15 protein-coding genes are annotated in these 19,963 nt (G+C 41.7%); 13 read left to right on the top strand and 2 right to left on the bottom strand.

What is annotated here, in order from left to right; translation table 11 throughout:
• The first annotated feature begins 1 nt into the window (after position 1).
• The 12 genes from DXU84_RS09715 to DXU84_RS09660 all read left to right on the top strand — a co-directional run bounded on the left by DXU84_RS09715 (position 2) and on the right by DXU84_RS09660 (position 15,392).
• Positions 2–436, top strand: coding sequence for a protein tyrosine phosphatase (locus tag DXU84_RS09715; protein ID WP_153375554.1), 435 nt, complete (start codon positions 2–4; stop codon positions 434–436).
• A 19-nt stretch (positions 437–455) separates the two neighbouring features.
• Positions 456–2,621, top strand: coding sequence for a polysaccharide biosynthesis tyrosine autokinase (locus DXU84_RS09710; RefSeq protein ID WP_153375545.1), 2,166 nt, complete (start codon positions 456–458; stop codon positions 2,619–2,621).
• A 44-nt stretch (positions 2,622–2,665) separates the two neighbouring features.
• Positions 2,666–4,045, top strand: a complete 1,380-nt coding sequence (locus DXU84_RS09705) for a right-handed parallel beta-helix repeat-containing protein (protein ID WP_119262068.1) — start codon at positions 2,666–2,668, stop codon at positions 4,043–4,045.
• 28 nt (positions 4,046–4,073) lie between these two features.
• Positions 4,074–5,291, top strand: a complete 1,218-nt coding sequence (locus DXU84_RS09700) for a hypothetical protein (protein WP_153375543.1) — start codon at positions 4,074–4,076, stop codon at positions 5,289–5,291.
• A 39-nt stretch (positions 5,292–5,330) separates the two neighbouring features.
• Entirely contained in the window at positions 5,331–6,377 is a 1,047-nt protein-coding gene (locus DXU84_RS09695; protein WP_153375541.1) for a glycosyltransferase, read from the top strand.
• Between the two features lie 23 nt (positions 6,378–6,400).
• Positions 6,401–7,384, top strand: coding sequence for a glycosyltransferase family 1 protein (locus DXU84_RS09690; protein ID WP_119262065.1), 984 nt, complete (start codon positions 6,401–6,403; stop codon positions 7,382–7,384).
• 89 nt (positions 7,385–7,473) lie between these two features.
• Positions 7,474–8,991: a hypothetical protein gene (locus tag DXU84_RS09685; RefSeq protein WP_119262064.1), complete on the top strand. Its 1,518-nt coding sequence runs from the start codon at positions 7,474–7,476 to the stop codon at positions 8,989–8,991.
• A gap of 35 nt (positions 8,992–9,026) precedes the next feature.
• Entirely contained in the window at positions 9,027–10,007 is a 981-nt protein-coding gene (locus DXU84_RS09680; RefSeq protein WP_119262063.1) for a polysaccharide pyruvyl transferase family protein, read from the top strand.
• 120 nt (positions 10,008–10,127) lie between these two features.
• Positions 10,128–11,549, top strand: a complete 1,422-nt coding sequence (locus DXU84_RS09675; protein ID WP_015690363.1) for a mannose-1-phosphate guanylyltransferase/mannose-6-phosphate isomerase — start codon at positions 10,128–10,130, stop codon at positions 11,547–11,549.
• Between the two features lie 14 nt (positions 11,550–11,563).
• A complete protein-coding gene (gene cpsG, locus DXU84_RS09670; protein WP_015690362.1) occupies positions 11,564–12,943 on the top strand; it encodes a phosphomannomutase CpsG in 1,380 nt (459 codons plus the stop codon).
• Between the two features lie 85 nt (positions 12,944–13,028).
• Positions 13,029–14,183: a glycosyltransferase family 4 protein gene (locus DXU84_RS09665; RefSeq protein WP_015690361.1), complete on the top strand. Its 1,155-nt coding sequence runs from the start codon at positions 13,029–13,031 to the stop codon at positions 14,181–14,183.
• A 138-nt stretch (positions 14,184–14,321) separates the two neighbouring features.
• Positions 14,322–15,392: a GDP-mannose 4,6-dehydratase gene (locus tag DXU84_RS09660; RefSeq protein ID WP_015690360.1), complete on the top strand. Its 1,071-nt coding sequence runs from the start codon at positions 14,322–14,324 to the stop codon at positions 15,390–15,392.
• Between the two features lie 87 nt (positions 15,393–15,479).
• On the opposite strand, the gene DXU84_RS09655 is transcribed toward DXU84_RS09660, so the two are convergent.
• Together DXU84_RS09655 and DXU84_RS09650 are read right to left on the bottom strand one after the other, a co-directional pair.
• Complete coding sequence (locus tag DXU84_RS09655) at positions 15,480–16,493, bottom strand: substrate-binding domain-containing protein (RefSeq protein WP_037033306.1); 1,014 nt, start codon at positions 16,491–16,493, stop codon at positions 15,480–15,482.
• Between the two features lie 9 nt (positions 16,494–16,502).
• A complete protein-coding gene (locus DXU84_RS09650; RefSeq protein ID WP_013576863.1) occupies positions 16,503–18,110 on the bottom strand; it encodes a methyl-accepting chemotaxis protein in 1,608 nt (535 codons plus the stop codon).
• Between the two features lie 542 nt (positions 18,111–18,652).
• Here DXU84_RS09650 and DXU84_RS09645 point away from each other — a divergent pair.
• Positions 18,653–19,957 carry an Nramp family divalent metal transporter gene (locus tag DXU84_RS09645; protein ID WP_153375539.1) on the top strand — a complete coding sequence of 435 codons (1,305 nt, stop codon included), beginning with the start codon at positions 18,653–18,655 and terminating at the stop codon, positions 19,955–19,957.
• The last annotated feature ends 6 nt before the right edge of the window (positions 19,958–19,963 follow it).

Raw genomic sequence — 19,963 nt, 5'->3', positions numbered from 1 at the left:
TATGCATCATTCCATCTTAGTTGTATGTACCGGAAATATCTGCCGTTCACCAATAGCTGAGAGGCTATTGAAAAATTACTTACCAGATATAAAGGTAAGTTCTGCTGGTATAAAAGCATTGGAAAATAAGGATGCTGACACCTCAGCAATTGCAATTGCTGAAAAACATGGGGTTTCTTTATCTGGTCATAAAGGAAAACAATGCAGCTCAAGATTAATTCGGGATTATGATCTTATTTTAGTAATGGAGAAGTCACATATTGATTACATTACTGAAAATCATCCAGAGTCAAGAGGGAAGGTTATGCTACTTGGGCACTGGATGAACGGGAGAGATATCCCGGATCCGTATATGAAAAGTCCTGAGGTATTTGAATTTGTATTTAAATTAATTGATCAGGCTTGTCAATGCTGGGTTAAAAAACTCAGTGTATAACTAATCAGGGAAATAAAGCATGCGGTCAGTTATTTCAAAAAACACCCATGAAGATGACTCAAAAGAGTTTGATTTAAATCGTCTTTTCGGCGCATTGATCGACCACTATAAATTAGTGAGTTGTATTACATTTGTACTAACTTCACTTGCAATAATATATGTTATTTTTGCATCCCCTATTTACAAAGCTGATGCTTTAATACAAGTAGAACAGAAACAAGGTAATGCTATTTTAGATAGTATTAGCCAGGTTTTACCAGAGACACAACCTCAATCTGAGCCAGAGATTGCTTTGTTACAATCAAGAATGATTCTTGGTGAAACAATCGATGATCTTAATCTTCAAATAGAAGTCTCGCAAAAATATTTTCCGATTTTTGGGAGAGGTTTATCTCGACTTATGGGAGAAAATAAACAGAGTATTGAAGTGAGTAAACTTTTTGTACCAAAATTAAACTCTGATACTCCCGAAGTTGAATTGACTATAGTAGATAAAACTCATTATCGTGTAAGTATAGATTCGATTGACTATTATGGTCAGGTTGGCGTTACATTAGAAAAGCCACAAATAAATATATTAGTCAATAAGATAGATGCAGTACCTGACACGAAATTTTCGTTAAAATATTCAAGTAAATTAGACGTAATTAATGATTTGCAAAAAAGTATATTAGTGGCAGACCAAGGAAAGGATACCGGTATGCTCACTTTATCTATGATGGGAAGTGATCCAGTAAAGATATCCCGGATTTTAAATAGCGTAAGCAATAACTATCTGGCACAGAATATCGCGAGACAAGCAGCGCAAAATGAAAAAAGTTTAGAATTCCTTCAAATTCAATTGCCAAAAGTAAGAGCCGATCTCGATAATGCTGAAAATAAAATGAATGCTTATCGACGTCAAAAGGATTCAATTGATCTTTCACTGGAAGCTAAATCAATACTTGACCAAATTGTGAATGTTGATAATCAGTTAAATCAATTAACATTTAGAGAGGCAGAAATTTCTCAACTGTTTACCAAAGAGCATCCGACTTATAAAGCCCTCTTAGAGAAAAGGCAAATATTACAAGATGAAAAAAATAAACTAAGTAAGCAAGTATCAGCCATGCCTGTTACACAGCAAGAAGTGTTAAGACTAAGCCGAGATGTAGAATCAGGGCGTGCTGTGTATATGCAATTATTAAACCGGCAACAGGAACTTGAGATAGCTAAATCTAGCGCAATTGGTAACGTGAGAATCATCGATCAGGCGGTAACCGAGCCGAAGCCGGTCAAACCGAACAAAGCCATAATTGTTGCAATTGCTTTTATTTTAAGTTTAGTGCTTTCAGTTATTATTGTTGTTCTTAAAGAGTTCTTACACAAAGGCGTCGAAACACCTCAACAGCTTGAAAACTTGGGGGTTACTGTTTTTGCTAGTATTCCTAATTCAGAATGGATGGAGAAAAACAATAATTTAAAAACAAGTAGAAATAATATAAATAATGTGGAAAAGGTAGAGAAAATACTCGCTATAGATAACCCTGCAGATATAGCAATTGAGGCAATACGAAGCCTTAGAACGAGCTTGTATTTTGCGATGATGGAATCTTCAAATAATGTGCTGATGATTTCAGGGCCAACTCCTGGCGCAGGTAAGTCATTTATTAGTGCGAATTTAGCAGTGGTAATGGGACAACTAGATAAAAAAGTATTACTGATAGATGGTGATATGAGAAAAGGGTTTGCACATAAAGTTATGGGTATATCTGATAGAATCGGACTTTCGAATATACTTACCACAGATATTCCGTATTCAGAAGCTATAAATATAATTAGCAAGGCGAATATTGATTTTCTGGGTCGAGGGAAAGTACCTTCCAACCCTGCTGAATTGTTGATGAGTCCAAGGTTTTCAAAATTAATTGAATGGGCAACAAAAAATTATGACTTAGTTATCATCGATAGCCCACCAATATTAGCAGTAACTGATGCTGCGATAATTGGACGGCATGCGGGAACGAACTTAATAGTAGCCAGATTTGAAGATACGACCACCAAAGACATTGAGTTGAGTTTAAGCCGGTTTCAACAAAGCGGCGTAAGTATTAATGGATGCATTCTTAATGGTATAATAAAAAGACATAGTAGTTATTATAATTACTATGGTTATGAATATACTAGCCACCCTAAGAGTAAATAGTTTCTAAAGGGTAGTTTATTACAAACATAAAGTGAAGGTTAAATATGAATCGTAGAAATCTAATTATATTAACCTTTCTTACTTTAGGGCTGAAAGGTAGGCTAGCTTTAGCTTCGAAAAATCCAGAAGCTTTAAATATAACTCAGCACATCTTAGATCTAATGTCTGCGGGGAAATCTGTAAATATCCCCGCAGGTAATTATCTAATAGATGCAATATCAATAAAAGTTATATCGGGAAGTAAGTTGATTTTTTCTAAAGAAGCCGTTTTTAAAGTAAATGTTCCAGACCGTAGCGGTGGATGTATATTCCTTATTGATGATAAACAAGATATTGAAATAACAGGCGGTACTTTTAACGCTGAAGACGATATGATTGAAGTTATTAGTATTCGCAATGGAGCACATTCTATATCAGTTAGTGATGTAATGTGTAATGGATGTAGGTTATTAAGAACGGATGTAATGAAAAGCTATGATCGCATAAATGGTTCCGAATTAAATTATAACGTTAACATTAGTGAGTGTCATGGCGCGTCATCAAATATAGCGACAAGAAAAGCTTTCATTGAGTTACATTACATAAAGGATTGTAATTGTTTTGATTGTGAAATAGATGGATATTATCACGGTATAATGTTCTGGGGGGGGGATGCAAACCCAAAAAGAGATGGGATTGTGGAAAATATTAGGAAAGCATCCCATTTGAATTTTAAAGGCAATACTGTAAAAAATGTTCAACTAGGAGGGATTTGGGGGTCGATGGGGGAATATATTACTATTGATTCCAATTATCTTGAACAGGGAAGGGATGTTGGTATTGACTTTGAAGGTTGCAATAATTCGTTAGCAATAAATAATATTATAAAAAACTTTAGGCATGGAGGACTAGCAACATTTTTTTTGTGTAACGATATTAAATTCGAAAACAATACTTCTATTTCAACAAAAAAGGAAAACATAGTAGCTGCGATATTTAACTCAACGCTTAAGCAAGATAACAGGAATATCAAGTTCATTAATAATAAATTTATAGGAGATGGGGTTGTAACAGTATTTGCCCAAAATGGAACTGTTAGTGAGTTATTAATCCAAGGTAATGTATTTACAAACACATTGATAAAACTAACTAGTCCTAATAATGGGGCGATAAAAATATCTAAAAATAACTTCTCATTTAATATAATGCCACAAAAGGACATGCCTGTTGTAAATGTTTCAAATGTGCTTAATTCTACTAGTTATCTAATTGTAGAGAATAATCATATTAACAGTGAACAAAAATGGTTCGCAGATATCCCTGTTTTCCATATAAAAACGTTAGAATCTAGAAATTCAGAGTTAGCACCAATAGTTGAAGGTAACTTGGTCGAGAAAGTATCTTCACCTAAATCTGCTATAGTTTCAAAAATAACTCAAAAATAATTTTATATATTATCCCTCAGGATGTAAGATGAATAAACTGAGAAATTTTCTACTTTTTATAACATTCGCATTACCTAAAGCTGGTGCTAAGCTCGGTGGCTTTCCATTATATATATCATTAATTAGCAGTCTTTACTTCATGGTTTCTGGATTGCTGTATGTTTTTAAAAGGAAGATAGAGTTATTCTTTGTTTTATTACCTATCTTACTTGTCTTAGTTATGTTTTTGTTTAATCAGTTATCATTCACTGGCAATGAATATTATGGTAGCGGATATCTGGGCTCTGCATCTGTAATTGCTTATATTACTTCTTTTTTCTCGTTCCTATGCTACTACGGTGCTTTACAAATAAAGAACTCAGAAGAATGGAAAAGGAATTTAGTATTTATTTTTTATATCCTTGTCATCTACGCACTCATGCAAAAAATTTTTGGTGATTATAAAGTCACAATCCCAGGAATAACAGCGAATTACCAAGATGCAATAACTCCTGACTTTTTGGCAGGGAAAAATAATATGATCTGGGGAATCGGATATTTAAAAGCCACTTCCACTTATCAAAACGGAAATTTATTTGGTGCAAATCTCCTACTCATTGGTTTTGCTGTAATATCTAATTTTATCGTAGACAATAAGAAAGTAATAATTCCCATCTCCCTGTTATGCATTGTTGTTTTATTAACAGCATCGGTCTCAATTTACATTGGTCTGATTGCTGGGTTATTATGGATGTTCTTTACATCCAAAAATAATTCAGGCCGCTCAATTATAATTTTTCTGCTTGGTATCCTTTTTCTGTCTCTGCTGTTATTTTTTGTCTTCACAACAGATAATGTATTTTCTGAAATAATTCGCGAGAGATTATTTAATCGAGACTTGTCTGAAGGCAGTGGAAGAATTGAGAAAATAAATGAGTATTTAGAAATGGTTGGAAATAATTTTTGGGTATTGATTAATGGCATGCTTTTTTATGATAGAAAGTTTGATGAGATTTATGAAGTATTACCTGCTGCAATATTACAAATCTTTGGGTTGCCTTTGCTCGTCTATTATATATGGTTCTTGGCTGTAAAGTTAAAAGCTATCGTTAAGTCTCCTTATATGCTTCCTTTCATAGCATATTTTACCGCATCACTTTCTGATGGAGCATACTGGTTGCCACCTACTGCGACAAATTTATTTATTCTTTTAGGGCTTTGTACACTTTGGAATAAAAAAGTAAAGCATAATGAAATTATCAACTAATTTTTTTGGTGCTCATGAAATTAATATGACGAGTATGATATGCTAAGAAATAAAAAAATAGCAGTGGTATTCACAGCTTCAATTTTGGGTGGCCATGAATTGATGGCTGTAAATCATATTAAAAAATTCAAAAAAAGAGGGCTGGATATATATTCTTTTGTCCCAGAAAATAATGATAAATTAATTACTCTAATGAAATCATCAAGTTTGGATTATACTTTACATAAAGTGCGTCATCGGCGTCTGGAAATAATTAATTCTTTCATTAATTTGAAGTATCTACGTGAAGCTTTTAGTTTTTTAAAGGGAATACATAATAATTTCGATTTCGTAATAGTCGTCCAAGGGGATGTTGAGTTAGGGTCAGGTTTTATAAGCGCGGGAAGGAAATTATCTTTAAATAATATTATCAGCTATATTCCTTATACTCATAGTTTTAAAGTTATGGGGAGTAGGTTCGCTTTAGTGAAAGATGTTCTCGCGAAATATGCTTATAGACGTTGTGATAAATATATTACTATATGTAGTCAGTTTTCACTCGATTTAAAGAAGAAAAATCCCAAATCTCAAGTGCGCGTTTTGAAAAATTTTGTTGAAACACCTAATGTTTTTAAAACGAATCTGACCTACGAAAACAATGTTAAAAAACATGGTTATTTGACTATACTCATGGCTGGAAGAATTTATTTCAGGCAGAAAGGACAGGATATTCTCATTAAGGCGCTAAAAAGAATCCCACCTAATATTCATATTCAACTTAATGTTATTGGTGATGGCCCTGATTTCGATAAATTAGTAGAATTATCTACAGAACTCAACGGGAATATAAAGGTTGTTTTCTTTGGTTGGAAAGAAAATGTATGGGAGCACTCGAATTCTGTAGATTTACTGGTCATTCCTTCAAATTATGAAGGCGTACCATTAATAATGCTAGAAGCATTGAAAAGAAATCTCCCAATAATTGCTCCTGCCAGAGATGGAATGCTTGATTATCTTGACAAAAATTCATTATATCCCACAGGTCCCTCTGAGTGCCAATCTCTCGCAAATAAAATCATGGACTTTTTTAACGAAAGAAATTGTTAATTTATTGAAGGGTGTGATTATTGATGAGTAAAATATTAATTGATAACCGTTGGGACGGAACTGGCGGTATAGGTACCTTCGCACACGAGACGAATAAAATAAACCGTTATAAAGATGCAGGTTTTACTGGGAAACCATTTAGTCCGTTAGATTCTTTTAGGTTAACGCTGAGAACAATGTTTACTAGAAATAAAATTTTGTTTTTCCCTGGGTATATTCCTCCATTGTATTCCTGCTCTCCTTATGTAATTACTATTCATGATCTAAATCATCTCGACAGAGAAGATAATTCAAGTGTACTAAAAAAATTATTTTACAATACTATTATTCTTCGAGGATGCAAAAAAGCTAAATATATTTTTACGGTTTCAGAGTTTTCCAAAAAAAGGATAGTTGATTGGTCAGGCGTACCGAAGGAAAAGGTAATCAATGTAGGCAATGGTGTATCAAATGATTTTTCTCCTGAAGGAGAAGGAATAGGGTATCCTTTTGAGTACTTTCTTTGTGTAAGTAACAGGAAATCACATAAAAATGAGATTAGAACCTTGTTGGCATTTAGAGAATCAAAAATTCCTAGCACAATAAAACTTGTATTTACTGGTGAGGAAAATACTACCTTAAAGAATAAAATTGCAGAACTCGGGATGTCTGAAAGAGTTATTTTTTCGGGTTTTCTTAAGAAAGTTGATTTGCCAAAAATCTATAGAAGTGCCAAGGCTCTTGTCTTCGTATCCTTGTACGAAGGGTTTGGATTGCCAGTACTTGAGGCAATGGCGAGCGGCGTTCCTGTTATTACATCTTCGACAACCTCATTGGGTGAAGTCGCTGGAAATGCTGCATATTTGGTTGATCCAGAAAATGTCGCTCAAATCGCAGAAGCGATTAATATCCTTAATCGAGATGAGTTTGTGAGGTCGGATTTAATTCATAAAGGATTATCCCATGTACAAAAATACTCTTGGGAAAAGGCAGCGAGTAAAATAAATTATCATTTGTCTTTAATATAAGTATATTACCTTTTCCCATAAGCGTAATTTTTCGCATTTTCACGGTAATTAATATACAACTTAAGAGTTTTAGAATAAGAGAGAATTCCGTGGTTGATAAAAAACTAATGGCAAGAAATACTCTTATGCTTTATGCCAGAATGTTACTCATTATGTTTGTAACATTCTATACATCAAGGATGGTGTTGGAGGCGTTAGGTGTTTATGATTTCGGTTTATATAGTGTTGTTGGCAGTATTATTATCTTGTTTTCATTTATCCAAAACGTATCTGCTTTGGCGACTCAGAGATTCTTATCGGTTGGTTTAGGGAGGAACGACCATGCCTGGACTAATAAGGTTTTTAATACAAGTTTTTTAGTGCATTTAACTATCTGCGCGTTTGTTCTATTTTTTGCAGAAACAGCCGGGTTATGGTTTATTTCACATAAAATGAATATACCAGCAGACAGAGTGTCTGATGTTTTTTGGGTATATCAAATATCAATAATTTCCCTTCTTTTCCAAATAATGCAAACGCCGTTTATGGCTGCTTTGATAGCTCTGGAAAAAATGGATGCCTTCGCGAAAATAGGTATTTTCGATGCTTTCCAGCGATGGTTTATGGTCTTTATATTTACGCTTTTTAACTTTAATCATAAAATAGTATACTATTCTTTATTTTTATTGATCGGTTATTTTCTTGTATTTATTTTATATTTCGTATTTTGTGTTAATAAATTGGATATTTGTAAGATAAAACCAAAAATATCTGAAAGCAAAGACCTTTTTAAAGAAATACTATCATTCTCAAGTTGGTCCATGATTGGGTCATTGAGTGTTGTTGGCTTATCACAGGGTATAGCATTGCTAACCTATTTCTTTGTAGGTGTTGTTGCAAATGGCTCTGTCTGGCTAGCTGAACAAATAATGGTTGCCTTTAATAGGATTATAGGGACTCTTCAGACAGCATTTAACCCACAAATTATTAAGCAACAGTCGGTTTTACAAACTCAGGAGGTCTCCTCCTTAATTAAATTATGTTGCAAGCTGACAGCATGTATTGTTCTGATCTCTGCAATTCCTGTTTTCGTAGATACTAAAGTAATTGTAAATTTATGGCTTTCTCAGGCGCCTCCATATTTGGAGGGCTTAATAAAAATAGTCGTTGTATACATACTTATAGATGCATTATCTGGACCATATATTACTGCAATATATGCAGTTGGAAGACTGCAAAAATATCAAGTTACCGTTTCTATAATCATGATTTCATCGCTTATTTTATCATTTGTGCTTTATTCACTCGGGTTCTCTATTTATGTTGCTTACTCGGCTAGGGTAGTTTGTTCTTTTGCATTACTTTTATATAGAGTTTTGTTAGTTAGTCGCATTGCCAATGTGGGATATAAATCGTTTTTATATAATGACTTTCCCAGACTTGCTTGTGTTACAGTAATTTCTATTTTGTTTAGTGAATTTATAAATGGATATTTATCTAATGGTTTGAGTGGGTTGATATTCTTAGTGATTATTAATGCTTTATTTGTCCTTGTTATGCTTTCTATATTCTCTATAAATTCAACTGAAAGGCGTTTTATCGTCAATTTGATAAAAAAACGTTTTTAATTTGGTGTTGCGCTTTCTGTTTATAAGGTGACGTTATGAATAATAAGTTTGGGGTTATGACATACGAGAGTGATATTTATATAAAAAGGAATTGGATTAATTTAGGTGACTATGTACAAAGTACTGCTGCAAAACAGTTTTTAAATTCCGTAGACTCATTTATTCCTCGCGACCACATGAATACTTATAGCGGGGATGCAGTAAAAATGATCATGAATGCTTGGTATATGGACATTCCAGAGAATTTCCCCCCAGCAAGAAATATTGAGCCGTTATATGTTTCTATTCATATTAACTCTACTATCGTAGATGCTATTTTTTCTAAAGAAACCATACAACATTTCAAACAGCACGAACCAATTGGTTGTCGCGATTTCTATACGAGAGATTTATTAAATTCTAAAGGTATTGAAGCATATTATTCAGGTTGCATGACTCTTACACTTGGTGAAACCTATAAAAGGGACAATGTTACTGATGACGTTTACTTTATTGATGTAATGTATGATTCGATGACTATCCCAGAATTACTACGTAAACCCTTAAGATTGGGGAAACGTATTTTAAATGGAAGGGCATTTGAATTTAACCATAGGAATCGGGTCCTAAATAAATACTTTGAACCCGACTTAATTAAAAATGCCAAGTTTGAAACTCAAATTATACCTTACGTGACTGCAAAAGAAGGTTTCAAACTTGCTGATGATTTTCTGAGGCGTTTAGCTAATGCCAAATTAGTTGTGACATCACGTATTCATACTGCTCTTCCATGTCTTGCTATGGGGACGCCAGTTATTTTTGTTAATGGCGGTTTTAAAAACAAAGTAGATAACTGTCGTTTTGATGGGCTGTTTGATTTCTTTAAAAGAATAGATGTTGATGCAAAGGGTGAATCTGTCGCTAATTTCAATTTTGCAGGTGATAAAATCGGCCTCAATACGAAGATTAAGAACTTGGACACCCACCTTGAGTATTCTCGTCAGCTTATTGATAAGTGTAATTCATTCGCGAGATAGATTATATAAACGCTCCTTGTATGGTTGTCATATCTTAACTTTATCAAGCTAAGCATTACCTAATGCCAAAGGACGTTAATCTTTCTTAGATTAACGTGGAATTATTACGTCGAGGTAATCATGATCCTTCCAGTAATCATGGCTGGCGGCACCGGTAGCCGTTTGTGGCCAATGTCTCGTGAGCTTTATCCAAAACAATTTCTTCGTCTGCATGGCGATAATTCCATGTTGCAGGAAACGGTCACCCGTTTAAAAGGGCTGGACGTTTCTGCACCGCTGGTTATTTGTAATGAAGAGCATCGTTTTCTTGTTGCCGAACAATTACGACAAATAGACCAGCTCTCCGACAATATTATTCTTGAGCCTGTCGGGCGCAATACGGCGCCTGCTATTACGCTGGCTGCGCTCAGTGCCATCGACAACGGTTCTGATCCGTTACTGTTGGTGCTTGCTGCCGACCATGTTATCGAGTCTCCGGATGCCTTCCATCAGGCCGTGCAGAATGCTATTCCGTTCGCTGAGCAGGGGAAACTGGTCACGTTCGGTATCGTGCCAACAGGCCCTGAAACCGGTTACGGTTATATCCAGCGGGGAACAGAATTCAGCAGTGATGCCGATCCTGTTTTTCGGGTGCAGCGTTTTGTCGAGAAACCGAATCTTGAGACCGCATTACAATATCTGGAAAGCGGCGAGTATTACTGGAACAGCGGTATGTTTTTGTTCCGCGCCAGACGTTTTCTTGAAGAGATGGCGAAATTCAGGCCGGACATACTCGAAGCCTGTCAGAAAGCGATTGAAACTTCGCATACTGATGAGCAGCAAGATTTTATTCGTGTAGATAAAGCGGCATTTATTTCCTGCCCGGATGAATCGGTTGATTATGCCGTAATGGAAAAAACCACGGATGCGATTGTTGTTCCGTTAGATGCGGGCTGGAATGATGTGGGTTCCTGGTCGGCGCTTTGGGAAGTGAATGATAAAAACGCTGAAGGGAATGCCATCAATGGCGATGTATTTACCCATAATGCGAACAATTGTTATATCAACACCGATGAGAAATTGGTGGCCGCCATTGGTGTGGATAATCTGGTCATCGTAAATACGAAAGATGCCGTTTTAGTCATTGATAAAAACCAGGTGCAGGACGTTAAAAAAGTCGTCGAATATTTAAAAAATAATAAACGACGGGAATATCGTTTGCACCGCGAATCCTATCGCCCGTGGGGCCGTAACGATAATGTCGTGACTGCACCCCGTTATCATGTGAACCGCATCACCGTTAAACCGGGCGGACAGTTCTCATTACAGATGCATCATCACCGCGCGGAGCACTGGGTTATTCTTTCGGGCACCGCCAGAGTTATTCTCGAAGATAAAAATTATCTGCTCAGTGAAAATGAATCAACGTTTATCCCTATTGGGGCTCAGCATATGTTAGAGAACCCGGGAAAAATTCCTCTGGAACTTCTGGAAATACAGTCGGGATCCTATCTGGAAGATGACGATATTATCCGTATAAAAGATCACTATGGTCGCTGTTAATTTGGGGATGAAATATGTCAGGTACATTAACTTGCTTTAAAGCTTACGATATCCGCGGTGAATTAGGCGTCGAATTAAATGAAGATATTGCCTATCGCATAGGGCGTGCTTACGGGGAATATTTAAAACCCAATAAAATGGTATTGGGGGGCGATGTCCGCTTAACCAGCGAAGCATTAAAACTTGCGCTGGCGAAAGGTTTGCAGGATGCGGGAACCGACGTTGTTGATATCGGCGTGACAGGTACAGAAGAAATCTATTTTGCGACGTCTTTTTTGTGCCTTGATGGCGGCATTGAAGTGACAGCCAGCCACAATCCGATGAACTACAACGGCATGAAACTGGTGCGTGAAGATTCCCGTCCGATCAGCGGTGATACCGGCTTACGTGATATTCAGGCGCTGGCGGAAGCTAATAATTTTCCACCGGTCGATCAGGCTAAGCGCGGCAGTTACGAGAAAGCCTCTGTGCTGGATGAGTATGTTGATAAGCTGCTCAGCTTTATCAATGTAGAGAACTTTACCCGCCCTTTAAAGCTGGTGTTTAACTCCGGTAATGGGGCAGCGGGCCATGTTGTTGATGCCATCGAACAGCGGTTTATTGCAGCCGGTGTGCCGGTTGAATTTATCAAAGTTCACCATGAGGCAGACGGCACATTCCCGAACGGTATTCCTAACCCGTTATTGCCGGAGTGCCGTCAGGACACGACGGATGCCATCATCAAGCACAACGCAGATATGGGGATCGCTTTTGACGGTGATTTTGACAGATGTTTTCTCTTTGATGATGCCGGTAATTTTATCGAAGGGTATTACATCGTCGGTCTGCTTGCCGATGCCTTCCTCGAAAAATATCCCAACTCAAGAATTATCCATGACCCGCGTCTGAGCTGGAATACCATTGATATTGTCACCGGTGCGGGCGGCGTGCCTGTCATGTCGAAAACCGGCCATGCTTTTATTAAAGAGCGTATGCGTCAGGAAGATGCGGTCTATGGCGGTGAGATGAGCGCCCATCATTACTTCCGCGATTTCTATTATTGCGACAGTGGGATGATCCCCTGGCTGCTGGTCGCTGAATTATTGCATCTGAAAGGCAAGTCTCTGCGGCAACTGATTAATGACCGGATCACGGCCTATCCTGCGTCCGGCGAAATTAACAGCTATTTGCAGCAGCCTAAAGAATCCATTGCCCGTGTATTAGCCATGTATGAAGGTGAGGCGGTTAATGTCGATCATACTGACGGGATCAGTCTTGAGTTTGACGAATGGCGTTTCAATCTCCGCAGTTCTAATACAGAACCCGTTGTACGGTTGAATGTTGAATCCCGCGCAAATACAAAACTCATGCAGGAGCAAACCAGAAGAATTCTTTCTATCCTCCGCAGTATGTAATTATTAAAAATATCTTATTTAAGTGAGTAATGATAACTCGCTGTGGGTTTGTATTACTCACTTTTCATTTTATAAGGTTTAAATTATGTCACATGATGTGAGTGTTGGGATTGTTGCTGACTGGTTGGTGACATTTGCAGGGTCAGAAAAAGTTATTGCAGAGTTTATTAAATTATACCCAAATGCTGATATTTATTCTGTTGTCGATTTTCTTTCTGATGAATCCCGGAAGAAATTCTATGGAAAAGAAGCGACGACCTCTTTTATACAGCGGTTACCTTTTGCGAAGAAGAAATATCAGCAGTATCTGCCTTTAATGCCGCTGGCTATCGAGCAGCTTGATGTGACGGGGCATGACATTGTGCTTTCCAGCAGTCATGCGGTGGCTAAAGGCGTATTGACCGGCCCTGATCAGTTGCACATCAGTTATGTGCATTCTCCGATCCGCTATGCCTGGGATTTTCAGCACCAGTATTTGCGTGAGGCGGGGCTGAACAAAGGCCTGAAAGGGAAACTGGCCCGCTGGTTCCTGCATAAAATCAGGATTTGGGATTACCGGACAGCCAATGGCGTGGATCACTTTATCGCTAATTCCCAGTTTATTGCCCGGCGAATTAAGAAGGTCTATGGCCGGGATGCGGATGTTATTTATCCTCCTGTCGATGTAGAACGTTTTACTTTGCAGGAGAATAAAGAAGACTTCTATTTTACCGCCTCCCGCATGGTGCCTTATAAGCGTATCGACCTGATTGTTGAAGCATTCAGTCAGATGCCGGATAAGAAACTGGTGGTGATCGGTGACGGTTCTGAAATGGCGAAAATAAAATCCCGGGCTGGCAGCAATATCGAAATTCTGGGTTATCAGCCTGACGATGTGATGCAAGATTACATGCGGCGCACCCGGGCGTTTGTTTTTGCTGCTGAAGAAGATTTTGGCATTACGCCGGTCGAAGCACAGGCCAGCGGGACGCCGGTTATTGCCTTTGGCAAAGGCGGTGTTCTGGAGACCATCAGACCTTATGGCGAACGTAATGCCACCGGGGTATTTTTCTCAGAGCAAACGGCGGAATCACTGATTAACGCCGTGCGTCACTTTGATACGATTAAAGACTCTATCCTGCCGAAGGACTGCCGCGAAAACGCTTTAAAGTTCTCTGCACAAAGATTTCATGATGAGCTGGATGAGTATATCAAAACAAAATGGCATGACTTCAATGAACGTAAACGCATCGTTTATTAATTTTTATCCTTTTTAATATTGTTCTTTTTTCTGTCGTTGACTGTTTATTCTGCGATTCATCTTACTCAACATAACCTTGCAATTATAATCGTGCATCTGTCCGGATGCGTTTTTTAAATTGTAATCTAAGGGTTTACTATGTCTAAGGTCGCTCTTATTACCAATATCTCCGGGCAGGACGGGTCTTATCTGACTGAGCTTTTGCTTAAAAAAGGCTATACAGTCCATGGGATTATCCTGCACAGCCCGGTACCCGATACTGAATTTGTCACTGATGATTTACATGCAAACAATCCTGATTTCCATATTCATCATTATGGCTGGGGTGAAATCTTAGATCTGAGGAGTTTGCTGGCGTTAATTCGCCCGGATGAAATTTATAATCTGGATATCACCAGTGAAACTACCGCGCATTCTACATTTCCTGTCACCGGGATCAGTGCGCTGAGAATGCTGGAGGCTATCCGTTCTGAGGGGCTGGAGCGCACAACCCGTTATTATCATGCCTCATCTTCCGCGTTGTGCGGGCTGGTTAACGGCATGACCATCAATGAAATGGTGACGTTTAATCTTCCGCCTTCGGAGACCGTCGCCAGAGTCAGTGATTTCTGGACCGCCGTGAATTACCGGGAAACATTCGGTATGTATGCCTGTAACGGCATTCTGTTTAACCATGAGTCGCCGCGGCGCAGCGAAAGTTTTGTCACGCGTAAAATCACACGCGGGCTGGCGAACATTACTCAGGGGCTGGAGAAGTGCCTTTATCTGGGCAATCTGAATGCCTTACGTGACTGGGGGCATGCCAGAGATTACGTCAAAATGCAGTGGCTGATGCTGCAGCAGGACAAACCGGAGGACTTCGTCATTGCAACGGGCGTGCAGTTTACGGTGCGTCAGTTCGTGACTTTTGCGGCCCTTGAACTGGGGATCAAACTGCGGTTTGTCGGCAAAGGCGTGGAGGAAAAAGGCGTGATTGCGGCGATTATCAGCCCGGTCGCGGCAGCGCTGAAAGTCGGAGATGTGATTGTCGCCGTCGATCCGCGTTATATGCGCCCGTCGGAGGTCAGCAAGGTTTCGGTTAATCCGTCAAAAGCACGGCGTCAGTTAGGCTGGGCACCTGAAACCTCATTACAGGATCTGGTGATTGAGATGGTGCAGGCGGATCTGGCCTTCGCCAAAAAGGCGGCGCGTCTGAAGCTGTACGGCTAACGCCAGTCGCTGTTTCTGAAGATGTACGAAAAAAGCCGGAGAATGCGCTGACATTCTCCGGCTTTTTTTTGCCTTCAGGAAAGCTGTTTATTTAGCGCCAAAACAGGCATCCAGCCCTGCCTGAGTATCTTTGCTTGCCAGACCTGGCATAGGTTTATCGGCGATAAGCGTGACGCCGGTATCGACATACCCGGACACCTTTTTGCCGTGTCTGGCATAGGCAACGGCAGCATCAACACCCATCGCCGCCATCGTTAAAGGATACTGCTGGGCCGTGGCGGCAATCTTGCCCTCACGTACGTAATTTACCCCCGCACACCCGCCATCAACAGAGAGAATCATGGCATTCTTTTGTTTACCTGCTTCCTGCAAGGCTTTGTAGGCTCCGGCTGCGGCCGGTTCATTGACGGTGTAAACCAGATTAATGTCCGGATGGGCTTTCAGGCAATTTGTCATGACCTCGTAGCCTTGTTTCTCTGCCCCTTCGCTATAGCCTGCACACACAATTTCGGGTGCGGCTGACAGTTCACTGGATTCGGCACCTGCCGCAGTTAACCCCAATCCTTTCATAAACCCGTTGTGTCTTCTTGCCCCTACCAGATGTCCTGGCGATAAATCCAGCATCGCTATTTTGAGGGGTTGTCCCGCGAACGTCAGCGGCATGGCCGCCTGAGCATACTGGCCAATCAATTCGCCAGCTTTATAGTTATCGGTGGCGAAGAGGGCATCGACGGCACTGATCGGATCCGTCGGGGAATCGAGGGCGATAACCTGCACGCCTTTCGCCCGGACCTCATCGAGTGCGGGCACAATGGCCTTAGCATCGCTCGGCGTAATGAGCAATGTTGTCGCGCCAGAGGCCACCATGGACTGAATCGCGATGATCTGTGAAGGATAATCGCTGTCTTCTTTACCGGCTGCGGTAAGCAGTTTGACCCCGTGTACGGTGGCCCCCAGCATGGCACCTTCTTTCATTTTCAAAAAGAACGGGTTGGTGTCTGTTTTAGTAATCAGGCCTATCGTGATGTTCTCATTGCTGCTGGCAAGAGCTGCCGATGTCAGCAGGGTCGTCGCCACGGCAAAAACGCAGGAAATTTTCATGTAAATACCTTAGCGGGTGGCTGTTGCAGTGACATTAAGATTTCCCGCACGTGAAATATCAAATGCAGAAATCCCCTCCAGCAAGATATGGGCCTGTTGTTTTAAACTGTCCGCTGCTGCCGCACTTTGTTCTACTAACGCGGCATTCTGCTGCGTCGCCTCGTCCATGTTGACCACGGCTTTATTGACCTGATCGATGCCAGTATGTTGTTCGCTTGAGGCAAGGGTAATCTCAGCCATCAGGCTGTTGACGCCTTTGACCGCATTCACCACTTCCATCATGGTGGTGCCCGCTTCATCCACCAGCTTAGAACCGACGTTAATCCTTTCAACAGACTCGCTAATCAGGTTTTTAATTTCCTTGGCGGCATTGGCGCTGCGCTGTGCCAGCGTTCGCACTTCACCGGCAACTACCGCAAAACCACGTCCTTGCTCACCGGCACGGGCTGCTTCAACGGCGGCGTTAAGCGCCAGAATATTGGTCTGGAAAGCAATGCCTTCAATGACCGTGATGATTTGTGTCACTTTGCCTGAGCTTTCGGCGATTTCATGCATGGTGCTGACGACGCGTTCAACGACGTTGCCGCCGCGTTGCGCCACTTGTGACGCACTTGTGGCCATCAGATTCCCCTGATGGGCATTGTCGGCGTTGTGTTTCACTGTCGCGGTCAGTTCCTCCATGCTTGCTGATGTCTGTTCCAGCGAGGAAGCCTGGGCTTCGGTCCGGCGACTCAGATCCTCATTGCCCAACGTAATTTCGGTGGATGCACTGACAATGCTTTCAGCGGAATTAGCCACCTGGTTGATTAACTGGTGCAGTTTCGCCTGCATTCCGCCAAGCTCTGCCAGGACGCTGTTTTGTGGTGCATTTTCCGCGCCTTTCACTTCACTGAGATCACCCGCAGCAATACGTTGTACCACCTGACCTAAAACAAGCGGTTCTTCACCCAGTGCACGGAACAGGGAACGGATAATAATGCCCCCCAGAATAACCGCCAGACTCAGTGCGACCAGGCTGATAACGATGAAAATGAGGCGGGTTTGTTGATACGCATCTTGTGCGGTATTCAGGCTCTCTTTAGCCCGTACGTTACTGTACTGGAGATAGTCATTGGTCGTATTCAGCAGCAGCGCCAACTGAGGTCGTAGCTCGCGATTCATGCGGTCAATCGCTTCAGCTTTCTTCTCTTCAAGGGCCAGATCAACAATATGTTTAGCCACCGGACGGTATCCTTCTTCCGCATTAGAAATCGCGGTCACGAATTGCCGATCCTTATCTGTGACATCTGAGTGTTCTTTGATTGCCGCCTGAAGCCGGTTCAGCGCGGCTGCGGTTTTCTCTTCTGCAGCAGCGACTTGTCTTTTACCTGCTTCGATATCAGCAGCCTCACTGACCAGCACCAGCCCGTAAATATTCAATGAACTGTCTTTTACGCCGCTGAGAATTAAATTCACAGCCGCCTCACGGGCGGAAACCTGCTGTACGTGAGTTTTGAATCTGTTGTTGGCCTGGCTTAACGCGTTGATAGAGAGCAGGACTACTGCGAGAACAATGACGACTAAAACGCCAAATCCCAGCGTAAGCTGGGTGCGTACAGTAGTGTGTTTAAAAGACATAGTGGTAACTCCCTGAAATTGCGATTAAAAAGGTGCAGGCACCTTAAGTTATGACAACATTTCAATCAGTCTCGTGCGTAAAATGTCGTTACCGGAGTAGCCTGTCAGGAAACACAGGATAGAAATCTGTCGGGAAGAAACTGAAGTTGGTCACGTGAACCGAATGAGTTTTAGTGATTAAGTTAACGGCACACTGGCGAGGAAACTTGATAGCAGGGGGCGGACAGCCGGTTTGTTTGTCAGAAAAGTGTGATGTCTGTCAGGTTTTCATGCCGGCAATGTTTTCACGCGCTGTTGCGCATAACCTCTGAACGAAAGGCGCGGGCACAGGGCCGTCAGTGTGGCCGTCACGCCGGATTCATCATCAGAAAAATCATTCCATTTTTATAATCTCAGGCAATGATTCAAGTTTCATATTTTGAAACATAAAGCCCTTAATAACCCTCAAACTAAGCTTGCACTATAGAGTATAGCCAGTGCTATATTCGTCTTTGCCGGATAAAATTCACACAAAAATAACAAGCAAGAACAGGGCGGGCAGTATGCGTGGAACAGGCCAGACTTCTTCTCTAACCGACAGAACCAATGCGGCGATTGCTAACGCCATGTCCGGCCGCAAACGCGGCCTGATGACACCGCTGTTGTTTGCGGGGCCAGCGGTGATCGCCTCGATCGCCTATATGGATCCGGGTAATTTTGCGACCAATATTCAGGCTGGCTCGCGCTATGGCTACGCGCTCCTGTGGGTGGTTGTCATGGCCAATATGATCGCCATGCTGTTTCAGGCGCTCTCCGCCAGACTGGGGATCGTCACCAACAGAAATCTGGCGGAAATGTGTCGCGACCAGTTCTCCAGACCCGTGGTTTGGGGGATGTGGGTGGGCAGCGAAATCGCCGCAATGGCGACCGATCTGGCCGAATTCCTCGGGGGGGCTTTAGCCCTGTCGTTACTGTTCCATATGCCGTTACTGGCCGGGATGGGTATCACGGCGCTGGTTACCTACGGCCTTTTGATGGTGGAAAAGCGTGGTTTCCGCCCTGTTGAGCTGATGATCGGCGGGTTAGTGGCGGTGATTGCACTGTGTTATCTGGTTGAAATGTTTATTGCGCAGGTTGACTGGGCCGCAGCCGGTCTGGGCATGGTGACACCGCAACTGCCCGACGCGCAGGCGCTGACCATTGCCGTGGGGATCATCGGAGCCACCGTGATGCCACATGCGATCTTCCTGCACTCGGGGCTGACTCAGCACCGTACCCATGCCAGGAATCCGGGCGAACGTCGTACACTGCTGCGTTTTTCTAATATTGAAGTGGTGATCGCGCTGACCCTCGCCGGATTGGTGAATATCGCGATGGTGATTATGGCCGCGAGTGCCTTCCATGCCGGCCACAGCGATGTGTCGGAAATCGAAACGGCTTACCACACCCTGACTCCGCTGTTAGGGGCGGGGGCGGCAGGTTTCTTCCTGCTGTCATTGATTGCTTCCGGTATTTCCAGTTCAGTGGTAGGCACTATGGCAGGCCAGATGATCATGCAGGGCTTCGTCGGTTTTCGCATTCCCGTCTGGTTGCGCCGTCTGGTCACCATGATCCCTGCGTTTATCGTGGTGGCGATGGGCGTTAATGCCACCGACGCGCTGGTATACAGCCAGGTGGTGCTCAGCCTGGCGTTGCCTGCGCCGATGATTGCATTGGTGATATTCACCAGCCGTCGCGACATCATGGGGGAGTTTGTTAACAGCCGCCTGACTGTCGTGACTTCCATCATCGGCACCGTGGTGATTGTGGCGCTCAATATCATCCTGCTGCTGCAAACATTTGGCGTGAATATTCCCGGTCTGGAATAATGCCAG

The sequence above is a fragment of the Rahnella sp. RcJ3 genome (assembly GCF_009498575.1).
Taxonomy (GTDB): Bacteria; Pseudomonadota; Gammaproteobacteria; order Enterobacterales; family Enterobacteriaceae; genus Rahnella; species Rahnella aceris.
The sequence above is the reverse complement of the archived record's forward strand: the minus strand, read 5'-3'. Positions and strand labels throughout refer to the sequence as shown.